The 13,824-nt window shown below is 35.8% G+C and carries 10 protein-coding genes and 1 other annotated feature (1 of these 11 only partly in view); all 10 genes read left to right on the top strand.

What is annotated here, in order from left to right:
* Positions 1-165, top strand: a binding site (T-box leader) (it extends 74 nt beyond the left edge of the window).
* Between the two features lie 225 nt (positions 166-390).
* Complete coding sequence (leuA, locus tag JOD07_RS02095; protein WP_330636088.1) at positions 391-2,067, top strand: 2-isopropylmalate synthase; 1,677 nt, start codon at positions 391-393, stop codon at positions 2,065-2,067.
* A 345-nt stretch (positions 2,068-2,412) separates the two neighbouring features.
* Positions 2,413-4,065, top strand: coding sequence for a ribosomal protection-like ABC-F family protein (abc-f, locus tag JOD07_RS02090; RefSeq protein WP_204611883.1), 1,653 nt, complete (start codon positions 2,413-2,415; stop codon positions 4,063-4,065).
* A gap of 84 nt (positions 4,066-4,149) precedes the next feature.
* On the top strand, positions 4,150-4,650 hold the full coding sequence (locus tag JOD07_RS02085; RefSeq protein ID WP_158740240.1) for a pyridoxamine 5'-phosphate oxidase family protein: 501 nt from the start codon (positions 4,150-4,152) through the stop codon (positions 4,648-4,650).
* A gap of 212 nt (positions 4,651-4,862) precedes the next feature.
* Positions 4,863-5,318: an IS200/IS605 family transposase gene (gene tnpA / locus JOD07_RS02080; protein ID WP_204611881.1), complete on the top strand. Its 456-nt coding sequence runs from the start codon at positions 4,863-4,865 to the stop codon at positions 5,316-5,318.
* A 287-nt stretch (positions 5,319-5,605) separates the two neighbouring features.
* Complete coding sequence (locus tag JOD07_RS02075) at positions 5,606-6,550, top strand: methyl-accepting chemotaxis protein (RefSeq protein ID WP_158740241.1); 945 nt, start codon at positions 5,606-5,608, stop codon at positions 6,548-6,550.
* Between the two features lie 228 nt (positions 6,551-6,778).
* On the top strand, positions 6,779-8,002 hold the full coding sequence (locus JOD07_RS02070) for an FprA family A-type flavoprotein (protein ID WP_207756771.1): 1,224 nt from the start codon (positions 6,779-6,781) through the stop codon (positions 8,000-8,002).
* Between the two features lie 218 nt (positions 8,003-8,220).
* Positions 8,221-10,344: a DNA topoisomerase III gene (locus JOD07_RS02065; RefSeq protein WP_204611871.1), complete on the top strand. Its 2,124-nt coding sequence runs from the start codon at positions 8,221-8,223 to the stop codon at positions 10,342-10,344.
* Between the two features lie 79 nt (positions 10,345-10,423).
* Positions 10,424-11,065: a YesL family protein gene (locus JOD07_RS02060; protein ID WP_204611869.1), complete on the top strand. Its 642-nt coding sequence runs from the start codon at positions 10,424-10,426 to the stop codon at positions 11,063-11,065.
* A 53-nt stretch (positions 11,066-11,118) separates the two neighbouring features.
* Entirely contained in the window at positions 11,119-12,003 is an 885-nt protein-coding gene (locus tag JOD07_RS02055; RefSeq protein WP_204611867.1) for a C39 family peptidase, read from the top strand.
* 154 nt (positions 12,004-12,157) lie between these two features.
* Positions 12,158-13,792, top strand: coding sequence for a hydroxylamine reductase (gene hcp / locus JOD07_RS02050; RefSeq protein ID WP_207756768.1), 1,635 nt, complete (start codon positions 12,158-12,160; stop codon positions 13,790-13,792).
* Positions 13,793-13,824 lie beyond the last annotated feature (32 nt).

The raw sequence follows: 13,824 nt of genomic DNA, 5'->3' as shown, positions 1-13,824 counted from the left end.
GAAGAAGACTGAACTCGCCTCGGAGTTGCTCACTGAAATGTAAGTAGGATGAGACGGCAGTCAACCGTTATGATGACAGGATATCGGCAGTAATTGTATATTTTCATGGCTCGTATCCGTTAATATTTGCAATAAAGGGTGGTAGCGAATTCTTTCGTCTCTTTTGGGATGAAAGATTTTTTTATATGAAAATATACTTATTATGACTGCTTGTATCTGCTTAAGATGCATTCCTTTTTGAGGAATGAACAAGAGTGGTACCGCGGAAGAAGGTCTTTCGTCTCTGTTTGAGATGAAAGACCTTTATTATTTGTATAGGAAATTCACCAGGATTTCCTAAACGATAAAAATTAATCGTTATAATTTTATTAATATAGAGGAGGAAAAAGTATGAGAAGTATGAATTATCAAAAGTATCGACCTTATCCACCGTTAAACTTGAAAAACAGAAGATGGCCTGATCAAACTATTACAACAGCGCCTATTTGGTGCAGTGTAGACTTAAGAGACGGAAATCAGGCTTTAGAAATTCCTATGAATCTTGAGCAGAAATTAAAATTGTTTCACTTCCTTGTAAAGATGGGATTTAAGGAAATTGAAGTAGGATTTCCTGCAGCTTCAGAAACAGAATTTAAATTTGTAAGAAAACTTATTGAAGACAATTTAATTCCAGAGGATGTAACCATACAAGTATTAACACAGGCGAGAGAGCACATCATAAAAAGAACATTTGAAGCCCTGGAAGGAGCAAAGAGAGCGATCGTTCACTTATATAATTCTACTTCTGTACTTCAAAGGGAAGTTGTATTTAAGAAGAATAAAGAAGAAATCAAAGCATTGGCTGTTGAAGGGACAAAAATAGTAAAAGCACTGGCGGATGAAAGAGAAAAAGGAAGCATCATTTTAGAATATTCTCCAGAAAGTTTTACAGGAACAGAAGTAGACTATGCAGTAGAAATTTGTGAAGCAGTGATGGATGTATGGCAGCCTACGCCTGAACATAAAGCAATTATTAATCTGCCTGCTACAGTAGAAATGTCCACGCCTAATATTTATGCAGATCAAATCGAATATTTTGGAGATCATATTAAAGGCAGGGATTCCATCATTATAAGCGTCCACACTCATAATGACAGAGGAACTGCTGTGGCTGCTTCTGAATTGGCAATGCTTGCTGGTGCTGAAAGAGTAGAAGGAACTTTGTTTGGAAACGGAGAAAGAACGGGGAATGCGGACATTATTACCCTTGGAATGAATTTATTCTCCCAGGGTATAGACCCAGAACTGGATTTTAGCGATGCCAATGCAATTGTAGAGATTTATAAAGAAAATGTAAGAATGGATGTATCTCCAAGACATCCTTATGTAGGGGATTTGGTATATACTGCATTTTCTGGATCTCATCAGGATGCCATTAAAAAAGGTATGGACAGATACAAAAAAGAAAAACCAAAATATTGGGAAGTACCCTATCTTCCTATTGATCCTGCGGACATAGGAAGAAGCTACGATCCGATTATCCGCATCAACAGCCAATCCGGCAAAGGCGGTGTAAGTTATATTTTAGAAAATGAATTTGGGTTCCGTCTTCCTCGATCTATGCAGCAGGAATTCAGTGTAATCATTACCAATGAATCTGACTATAAGCAGGAAGAGCTGTCGCCACAAGAGATTTACGATATTTTTATAAGAGAATATACGAATATTTATTCACCTGTTTCATTAAAAAAATATAATGTTACAACAGAGGATGATTCCATTACCATTTCTGCGATTGCGACAATCGATGGAACAGAAGCAAAACTGAGTGGAGAAGGTAACGGACCAATTGATGCTTTATGTAATGCCTTAACACAATATGCACCTGTAAGTTTTAAAGTAGTAGAATATGAGGAACATTCTTTAGAACAAGGGTCTAATTCGAGGGCAGTGTCCTATATAAAATTACAGGATGAGAATGGCAAATCTTATTTTGGTGCAGGAATCCACAGCAATATTAATACTTCATCTATTCAGGCGCTTATTAATGCATTTAATAAAATGGTAAAGGCGTTGACAAAGAAATAATATATTTATATAATAATGTTGATTTATAAACATATTTTAATGAAAGGGTAAGGTATTGGCAGAAATGAGAATGTAATCCACTTTGATTTATTTAAAATGATGAATTGAATAAAGTCTTAATGAAAGGCTTTATTTGCATGCATTTTATTGAATTTGGAAGTGGATAGTATTCTTATAACTGTTGATACCTGAATATATAATGGTATTGTCATCTGATGGTCTGATTGTATTTATTGATAGCCTTAGTGCGTTTTATTGCATTTTCAGAGATTATTGGGTGGTTTTGATTAAAAATAGTTATAATGTAGTACTATCCTCTCCAAATTATAAAGGAGAGGTTTTTTTATGTTATTGTTAGAAGCAAAAAATATAAAAAAGTACTTTGGTGATCGATTGATTTTGGACATTGAAGGATTAAATATTTATTCTGAAGACAGAATAGGTATTGTAGGCGTCAATGGAGCAGGAAAGACTACATTAATCAATGTATTGAGCAAAAAATTAGAACCGGATGAGGGTTGGGTGAAATTATACGGAAATTATTCCCATATTTCGCAGCTGGATGCCCCTGATGGTCAAACGCTCAGTAATGAGATGGCTTCAAAATTTGGCGTACCAAGGACATGGAGTATGTATATGAGCGGTGGGGAAAAAACAAGGTTTAAACTTGCCATTGCACTGGAAGAAAAAAGCGCTCTGATTTTTGCAGATGAGCCGACCAGTAATGTGGATATGGAAGGCATTGAGTTAATGGAAAAAAGATTTGAAGAATATAATGAGGCCCTGCTGATTATTTCCCATGACAGAGATTTTTTAGATCGATTATGTAATAAAATTCTGGAGATAGAACATGGGAAGATCAAAATTTATAATGGAAATTACAGCGATTATGCTGCTCAAAAGAAGCAGGAAGTTGAAAGAGCACAATTTGAATATGAGGCATATATCAAGGAAAAAAAGAGACTTCAGGAAGTGATCCTTGAGACCAAACAGAAGGTAAAAAGTATTAAAAAAGCTCCAAGACGAATGGGAAATTCTGAAGCCAGACTTCATAGGAAAATAGGAAACCAAAAAGCAAAGGCGAATTTAGAAAGAGCCATAAAGAATATAGAAAAAAGAATAGAGCATCTGGAGGTTAAAGAAAAACCTAAAGAACAAGAAAGCATCAAATTGGATTTGCAGGATGCCAATAAAATCTACAGCAAAATCCTTATTGAAGGCAGGAATATTTATAAGGCATTTGGAGATAAAATGATATTTGAGAATGCCGAATTCAGCATTTATAATTCTTCAAAGATTGCTTTGATTGGTCCTAACGGCTGCGGAAAAACGACTTTGATTAAGATGATTATGAATAAAGAAGCACCGGTTAAAGTTGCCCAAGGGGCAAAGATAGGGTATTTTAGCCAGGATATGAGTATTTTAAAGGATGACTTAAGTATCATAGAAAATATAATGGAAAGCAGCATTTATCCTGAAAATTTTGTAAGAACACTCCTTGCAAGGCTGCTCTTTAAGAGAGAAGATGTTTATAAAAAAGTGAATGTTCTTAGCGGAGGAGAAAGAGTTAAAGTTTCCTTTGCCAAAATATTATTGCAGGACATCAATCTCCTTATACTGGATGAACCTACAAATTATATGGACATCAATTCTCTTGAAGTAGTGGAAAATGCTTTAAAGGACTATGACAGAACTCTTTTATTTGTTTCCCATGACAGAAGATTTGTAGAATCTGTGGCGAACCACATTATGACGATTGAAAATTATAAAATCAAAACATTTAAGGGAACTTATAAAGAATATTTAGCCAGTAAAGATACAGCAAAACGCAGTAATGAAAAAGAAGAAATCCAAAAGCAAATTCTTATACTGCAGAATCGCCTTTCGGAAGTTATAGGTAAGCTCTCCATGCCTTCTCCAAAAGATGACGTAGAAGCCTTAGACAGAGAATATTATGAAATCCTAGGACAAATAAAAGAGCTTAAAAATATGCTTTAAAGATTCAAAGCTTCTCTGAGGAATGAGAACTAAAGTTATGCAGCATACTAATGAGGTAATTCATTCATAAAGGAGGACTATGCATTGAATAAGACGATGTCTTCGGAAGAACTCAGAGAAGCGATTGAAGAGTTTATGCTGGAACATAGGTCTGCATCCCTTGCAACCTGTAAAGATAATGTTCCAAGGAGTAGTCCGGTACAGTTTTTTCTGGGAAAAGACTTAAGCGTCTTTATACTTTCGGCAGGGGGTGAAAAATTCGATGCGATTAAAGCCAATCCCAATGTTTGCCTGCTTGTCAATACTGAATATATCAACTACAGGAAAATAAAAGGGGTACAGGTATTTGGCAAAGCAACTACCAACATGGAGGCACCGGAAATTTTCGAAGAAGCAAAGGTTTACTGTCCGGAACCATTTTTGATGGATCATGAAGGAGAACGCTTAAAAGTCATCAAAATTATTCCTCAGAAAATCGTATATCTGGATTCTCTGGAAGATGGGGACAGGACAAAACAGATCTTAGACCTTAAGGCGAATCGTGTACAAATCAAGGAAGATGAATTGGGATTGGCAAAGTTGTAAATTGTGATTCTAATCACAGTTTTAAAATGATATCTATAGTATGATAAAGGGTGCTTAATATGAGCACCCTTTTTTATTGTGTTTAAGAATACTACCTGCTGTGCAGGTAGTTCTGAAAAGCTTTTAGCGGTAAGTATGACATAAAAAACCTCCTTTTGTTACAATAGAATTGGTTTCGCCAGCCAATCTAAAAACAAAAGGAGGTCATCCACATGGATGAAAATAGTTTATCACACACCAAATGGGATTGCAAATATCATATAGTATTTGCACCAAAGTATAGAAGACAAGAAATATATGGAAAGAAAAAGAAAGAGATAGGAAAGATATTACGGGAGTTATGTGATTGGAAAGGAGTGCAGATAATAGAAGCCAATGCATGCCCAGACCATATACATATGCTAGTAGCAATTCCACCAAAATTAAGTATATCAAGCTTTATGGGATTTCTAAAAGGGAAAAGTAGTTTAAGGATATTTGAGAAGTTCGGGAATCTCAAATATAAATATGGAAATAGACACTTTTGGTGCAGAGGATATTATGTGAGTACGGTAGGGAGAAATAAAAAGGCAATAGAACAATATATAAAAAATCAATTACACGAAGATATGATGTCAGATCAAATAAGTCTAAAAGAATACATGGACCCTTTTAAGGGTAGCAAGTAGAGAACTTTATGCAGCTGGCGGAATCAAAGAGTGCCTTAAGGCACAGCAGGTACCATGCCCTTATAGGGCTAAAGAAATACCACCAGCTAAGCTGGTGGATATTTATTACACAGAAATTTCTTTGAATTTCCTATGTAATAAAAGCCCTCCGGCTAAGATGTGCACTCGCGCGTAATATATTTTGTCGGTTTTGCCGACTCACTTGATACAAAAGTTTTAAGGACGAAACTTTTTTTGCATTAAAAAGTTACTATAGATGAAAATAATGATTAAGAGGAGAATGATTAATGTTTTTTAAAAAGAAAAGAAGTAACGAGATAGTGAATAATGACTCAGATGAAGTTGTGAACATGAATGAGCAATCTTTAAGGGAAGACGAGATTAAAGATAGTGTAAAGAATATATATGGGCAGATCCTTCAGACAATAGAAAAACATGCAAGCATTAATGTTCAGCATGGAGAATTAGCCGCCCTTGCAGAACAGATGAATAAGTCTGTTAATGAAGTCAACTCGGTGGTTGAACGGTCCGATCAAAATATCGTTGAATTATCTGAGATAAGCGAGATATTATCAACCATATCCAAAGAATCTGGAGATCAAGCAAAAGAAGGGCAAGTGGCAGCGGACAAACTCTATAAAATCATTACATATCTTGAGAAAGGCTCCCAGGAACTTTCAATGAAAATGATGGAACTGGAAAAAAGATCTAATGAAATCAATATGATTAATCAGACCATAAGAAACATTGCAAGTCAAACCAATTTATTAGCTTTAAATGCAGCGATAGAAGCAGCCAGGGCTGGGGAGTCTGGAAGAGGTTTTGCGGTGGTAGCCAATGAAGTAAAAAAATTAGCCGAAGAAACAACAAAAAGTGCCAAAAATATCGAAGAACTCATTAAAAATATACAGAATGATATTATAGAAACTTTAGAAAAGAATAAGAAGAATGAGGAAACCATTGGGAAAGGCATCCAAATGAGTCAAGTGGTGAATGAAAAAGTAACAGGTATGGAAAGCGGTTTTCAGCAAATGCAGCTGAAAATAAATGATGTGGATCAAAGTATTGGGATTCAAAGACAGTACTCCAATGAAATATTAAAGCAGACAAAAATATCTGGGGAGTTACTTATGAGCATGAATGACAAATTAATCAGTCATGTTGAAAAAGCAAGCATAGTGGATGAATATTTGCAAAATCACTTAAAAGAATTAAAAGACATTATAGCATAAAATAATTTCATTACATCTGCAATTTTCTATTATCCTCCATTGAACTGGTTTATAAGCCAGTTCTTATTTATTGCATAGAAAATTCTGCTGAATTCCTATGCAATAAAATGTACAATTATGCGTCCAGTCACAGTTTTATTTCTGTAGATATAGTATCCTTTAACCATCAGACGGACAACCTTAGAAGTTCATCTCATTATTAAGAATAAAATTGATGGAGGGATATATATGAAAAAAATAACAGACAATGTATTTTGGGTAGGAAAAAATGACGACAGGAAGGTACCATTTCACAGATTAATTTTGGAGAGAGGGACAACCTATAACAGTTATCTTTTGACAACCGGAAAACCTACAGTGATTGATACAGTAGATATTGCCTTTGCGAAGGAATATGTTGACAACCTTAAAGAAGTCATTGATCTTAATACCATTGAATATATCGTAATTAACCACGTTGAACCAGATCATGCAGGAGCTCTTCCGGCACTGGCAGCCAGAGCAAAAAATGCTAAAATTGTAACAACCAAGCTGGGCAGTGAACTTTTAAAAGATATGTTTAAACTGCATAATCGTGAATTTATCATTGTTCATGATGGGGACAGATTAGACATAGGAGGGAAAATCCTGCAATTCTTTGAAACACCGTATCTTCATACGGAAGAAACAATGATCACTTACAGTATTGACGATAAAACTCTATTCCCCTGCGATATTTTCAGTACTCATATAGCTAATAATGAACTTTTTAATGATTTGGCTGCGGGTGAGTATATTGAAGATTTCAAGGTGTATTATAAACTCATTATGGGGCCCCACAGACCATATGTCCGTGAGATGCTTAGGAAAATCAATAAATTGGAGATTGATATGATTGCGCCATCCCATGGTTATATATTAAGGGAAAATGCCCATGATTTTATCAGAATGTATGATGAAATGAGCAGTTTAGTGGATGATGCAAGCTCCAAAAAGGTAACGATTGTTTTTTCAACCATGACAGGGAACACCACAAAAATTGCCGGGAAACTAGCTGAAGGTCTTAAGGAATCAGGTATTGAACCCTATGTATTTAACTTAAAGAATTCCAATTTAGACGAGGTTTTAGACCGAATTCAAATTTCCGATGGGGTTTTGATCGGAAGTTCCACAAAATACGGCGATATGGTAGGGAATGTGGAAGAATTACTTCAAGCTCTGAAAAACATGGAAGCAAAGGGAAAACTCTCAGCAGCCTTTGGTTCCTTTGGCTGGAGTGGAGAAGGTATTACCCATATAGAAAACTATTTGAATGACTCCGGGTTTACAGTAATCAATCAAAAATATCTTATACTCAACAGGGGAATAGATACACCAGCATTTCCTCTCAGAATAAAATTCGCCGATGAAGAAAGTTTGCACACTGCTTATGAGGCAGGAAAGATTTTTGGAGAACAAGTATTGACCCATTAATAGAAAGATCAACAAGTCCTTTTGCCGATTGGATGGCAGGAGGGCTTTATTTTTACATAGGAAATTCTTTCGGATTTGCTATAAAATAAAAAATAAAATGATAAAATTTTTCTTGCCTGCAAAGGGCAAGCTTTCTTATTTCACCAGTGGGACGCAGTCGCTTTCTTGCCATTCTTATGATAAAATAGTATAAAAGTAATTATTGAAGGATGAATAGAATGGGGAAAATATTAGTTATTGCAGAAAAACCCTCTGTAGGCAAAGATATTGCCAAAGTTTTAGGATGTAACCAAAAAGGCGAGGGCTGCCTTATAGGAGAGAAGTATGTTGTAACCTGGGCCATAGGCCATCTGGTAAGACTATTGGAACCAGAGGAATATGATGAGAAATATAAACGCTGGGCCTACGAGACTCTTCCCATTATTCCAGAGCAGATGAAAACAAAACCTGAGAGAAAAACAAAAAAGCAGTTTGATATCCTTAAGAAACTTATGAATTCCAAAGAAATTGATTCTCTTGTTTGTGCGACGGACAGCGGAAGAGAAGGGGAATTGATTTTCAGATATATCTATGAAGCAGTCAAATGTAAAAAGCCTTTTAAAAGACTTTGGATTTCCAGTATGACCGATACGGCAATAAGAAAAGGTTTTGAATCTTTAAGACCGGGAGAAGAATATGATGCCCTTTATTATTCAGCAAAATGCCGTTCGGAGGCAGACTGGCTGGTGGGAATGAACGCAACTCGCGCCTTTACCATCCGGTACAATGTACTTTTATCTATTGGGCGGGTGCAGACTCCAACTTTGAGTATTTTGGTGCAGAGACAGAAGGAAATTGATACCTTTGTTCCAAAGGACTATTGGGAAGTAAAAGCAGATTTTAGTGGCTTTAAGGGACTATGGACTGATCTTGAAAATCATGAAACAAGAATTTTCGAAGAAGAAAAAGCTTTAGACATTGCACGCAAAGTAAGGGGTAAGCAGGGGATCATTAAAGATCTGTCAGAAGAAAAGAAAAAGCAGCCTCCTCCTCTCTTATATGATCTAACAGAGCTTCAAAGGGACGGGAACAAAATGTTTGGTTTTTCTGCCAGCAAAACTTTATCCATTGCTCAGGGATTATATGAAAAGAGAAAGATGATTACTTATCCGAGGACCGACAGCCGATATGTCAGTACGGATATGATTCCTGTGCTTAAAAGTACCTTGCGTAAATTAAATATTCCCCTATACAGCAGATTTGTAAAACCGATATTGGATATGGACAAACTGCCTGTTTCTAAAAGAATTGTGGATGACAGTAAGGTAACGGATCATTTTGCAATTATTCCAACAGATACAGTTCCCAAACTGGAAAATCTGACAGAGGACGAAAAAAAAATTTATGGGTTAATTGTCAAGCGATTTTTCGCAGTATTTTATTCTGATTATGAATATACCGTTACCAAAGTGATTACTGAAATAGAAAATGAGTTTTTTGTGACCAAAGGGAAAACCGTTTCTCAATTGGGATGGATGTTGTTTTATAAGAATGATGCCAAAAAGAATGAGGAAGAACAAGAACTGCCTGTTCTGAAAAAAGGCGATCCTGTCACAGCTTTTGATGTAAAGACCGAAAAGAAAAAGACAACTCCTCCAAAGCCTTATACGGAAGCATCCTTATTATCTGCTATGGAGAATGCCGGACGACTGGTAGAAGACGAAGAGTTAAAAGAGCAGCTAAAAGACAGTGGGCTTGGAACCCCTGCCACAAGAGCTTCTATTATAGAGCGGCTTATTCAAGTGGGATATGTTGTTAGAAAGGGAAAAGCTCTTTATCCTACAGAAAAAGGGATGAAATTAATTGAGATTGTGCCGGAAGAATTAAAATCTCCGGAGATGACAGGTAAGTGGGAAAAAGGCCTTTCATCCATTGTGAAAAAGAAAATGGATCCCCAAAAATTTATGGAAAGTATTATCAGATATGTTTACTTCATTGTTGAGGAATCCACAAAATCAGAGAATCCCATTACTTTTCCTGAAGAAACTCAAAAGAAAAGAGCTAAAAAGTCAGTGTCTCTGGGGAAATGTCCTTTATGCAGTAAAGGGGATATAAAGGAGAATACCAAAGCATTTTATTGTACCAAATGGAAAGATGGGTGTAAATTTACCATTTGGAAGAATAGCTTGGAACAATATGGACAAGCCATTACGCCCAAAATGGTTAAGGAACTCCTTAAAAATAACAAGATCAAAGGGATTCATATTATTCTGCCCCAGACTCATGAGAAAGCCACTGCAGATTTACAGTTCAAACCGGATGGCAACGGAGCAGTGGAGTTGATTAATGTAAACAGAATATAAGTTTATGAGCAATTTTTCAAATTCATAAAAATATGATATTATAAAAAAACATAACGCTGATTCAATGGAGGAAATAACAATGCTTAAAGGATTTTTTGACTTGGACGGGCCTTTTAATCGTATAGGGACCCTTGTTTTTGATATCATTTTTTTAAATTTTTTATGGTTTATTTTTAGCATTCCGATTTTTACCGTAGGTGCATCTACGACAGCACTTTTCTATGTCATGGGAAAAAAAGTAAGAAATGAAGACGGATATATCTGGAGAGATTTTTGGAAAAGCTTTAAATTGAATTTCAGGCAATCTACAGTAATTTGGCTTATTTTGCTTGTCGCTTTTTTAATTGCTCGGTTTAATTTAAGCAATTCCTATTTATTTGGTAATATGGGAAAAATACTGGTTGTATTCCAATATGCTGTTTTACTGCAGCTGATTTTCATCACTATTTACGTTTTCCCTCTTTTGTCCAGATTTTATATGAGCATTGCGGGCGTAATAAAGATGGCCTTCTTTATGGCAAACAGGCATCTTTTAACAACCATTGTATGTATTGTTTTATTAGTGGCGATTTTCTTATTAACCTGGACGGTACCTGTTTTTATGTTTGTAGCGGTGAGTCTTTATGCACTTTCATCTGCCTATTTTATAGAAAAGGTATTGCATAAATATATGCCTCAAAAAGAAGACGGGCCTTCAGATGAAACTGTATCGGAAGAATAAATTGAGATTTTCAAAAGTATAATGTATAAACGAATAAAATAAGGATGAAAGAAATGAAAAAAGGTCTGGTCAAAATTAGCCTGTCATTTCTTGTGGTGTTTTTATTTGTTTTTACATTATGCCATATTATAGAAAAGGATATGGTTATTCCTGTCAGCAAGCAATATCTTTGGGACAAGGAAAGACCTTTTGCAGTTTGTCAGCAGAAAAAGTATTTAAATTCATTTAAAACTTTTGCACAGGCTGCTAATGTTGCCAGGGAATATAAGAATAGCTCCATCTATTATTATAACAATAAAACACTGATTTGGACCAATTCTGCCAAGCGCAAATCCCGTGTGATTCTAAAGGTTCCTCTGATTTCTCAGATGCCTGAACTGGCCAGAGGCTGCGAAGTAACGAGTCTTGCAATGCTGCTAAGACATGCAGGGGTAAAAGCCAATAAAATGACGCTGGCAAAAGAAATCAAAAAGGATCCTACACCCTATCAAAAAAAGAACGGAAAGATCTATTATGGCCATCCTAATGTGGGATTTGTAGGAGATATTTATACTTTTAAAAAAAGAGGATATGGTGTATACCATAAGCCAATCAAAGCATTGGCAGAGAAGTATTTACCCGGAAGAATTCTGGATTTGACAGGATGTAATTGGAGTGACGTATTATATTTTGTGAATACTGGCACTCCCGTATGGGTGATTACCAATGGCAGTTTTAAAGAATTAAGCGATGACTATTTTCAGGAATGGCAAACCCCATATGGTCCAATACGCATTACGATGAAAGAACACTCCGTTCTTGTAACGGGCTATGATCAAAACTATGTTTATGTCAATAATCCTTTGAAATCAAAAGCTAATCAAAAAGTGCCTGTGAATGATTTTGTTAAGGCATGGGTACAGATGGGCAGGCAGGCCATTACTTATATAAGAAAATAGCTCTTCCATGGAAGAGTTATTTTTTTTATCTTTTTTAAATTTGTGACATAAATCACTGATTTAAACCTGAAAATCCTCTATTATATTCTCAACAGCTAAAAACACACTAAACAAATAAGAATAATAAAAATGAATATAATAGGGAGGAATAAAGATGTTTTGTTATCAATGTCAAGAAACAGCTAAAGGAAGCGGATGTACTTTAAGAGGGGTATGTGGAAAAACCGGAGATGTATCCAATCTTCAGGACTTACTCATTTATACCCTTAAAGGAATTTCCATGTATGCTGTAGAAGGAAGAAAAGTAGGAGTAGAAAACAAAGAAGTAAATAAATTTATTATGGAGAATTTATTTGCTACCATTACCAATGCAAACTTCGACAGAACAGATTTTATTAATCGTATTAACAAAGCATTAGAAGTGAGAGAAGCATTAAAACAAGAAGTAGTTAATGCAGGAGGAAATGTTGAACACATTACCCATGATGCAGCCAACTTCATGGCAAATGAAGAAGAATTTGACAAAAAGGCTGAAACTGTAGGCATTTTGGCTACAGAAAATGAAGATATCCGTTCCTTAAGAGAACTCATTACCTACGGGTTAAAAGGAATGGCTGCCTATGGAAAGCATGCATTAAACTTAGGCTATGAAAGTAATGAAATTCATGCTTTCCTTCAAAAAGCATTGGCGGCTACACTGGATGACAGCTTGTCTGCTGAGGATCTAATTGCCTTAACCATGGAAACAGGAAAACATGGGGTAGATGTCATGGCGCTTTTAGACCAGGCAAATACTTCCACTTATGGGCATCCTGAAATTACAAAAGTAAATATCGGCGTAAGAAATAATCCTGCTATTTTAATCAGTGGCCATGATTTAAAGGATATGGAAGAATTGCTTAAACAAACAGAAGGCACTGGAGTAGATGTATACACCCACAGCGAAATGCTTCCTGCAAACTACTATCCTGCATTCAAAAAGTATGATCATTTTGTAGGAAACTATGGAAATGCATGGTGGAAGCAAAATGAAGAATTTGAAAAATTCAACGGACCTATTTTAATGACAACCAACTGCCTTGTTCCCCCAAAAGATTCTTATAAAGACAGAGTATACACAACAGGTTCCGTAGGCTTTGAAGGATTAAAACATATAGCAGAAGGAAAAGATGGAAGAAAAGACTTCTCTGAAATCATCGAACACGCAAAGAAATGCGCACCTCCTACAGAAATTGAAAGAGGAGAAATCATTGGAGGATTTGCTCATAATACAGTGCTTTCTCTTGCCGATAAAGTAGTGGAGGCAGTTAAGTCAGGAGCGATCAAACGCTTCTTTGTTATGGCTGGCTGTGACGGAAGAATGAAGAGCAGAGACTACTATACTGAATTTGCAAAAGCCCTGCCAAAAGATACAGTGATTTTAACAGCAGGATGTGCGAAATACAAATACAACAAATTGGAATTAGGAGATATTGGAGGTATTCCAAGAGTATTGGATGCCGGACAATGTAATGACTCTTATTCCCTTGCCGTAATTGCTCTTAAGTTAAAAGAAGTATTCGAATTAAATGACATCAATGAACTGCCGATTTCTTATAATATCGCATGGTATGAACAAAAAGCAGTGATCGTACTTCTTGCATTATTATATCTTGGTGTTAAGAATATTCACTTGGGACCAACCCTGCCAGCTTTCCTTTCTCCAAACGTTGCAAAGGTACTGGTAGAAAACTTCGGCATCGGCGGTATTACAAACGTAGAAGACGATTTAAAAATGTTTATGGCATAATAACATAAATTAGAGTGAAATGTATAAACCCC

The sequence above is a fragment of the Defluviitalea raffinosedens genome, from assembly GCF_016908775.1.
GTDB lineage: Bacteria > Bacillota > Clostridia > Lachnospirales > Defluviitaleaceae > Defluviitalea > Defluviitalea raffinosedens.
This window is presented reverse-complemented; position numbering and strand designations above follow the sequence as displayed.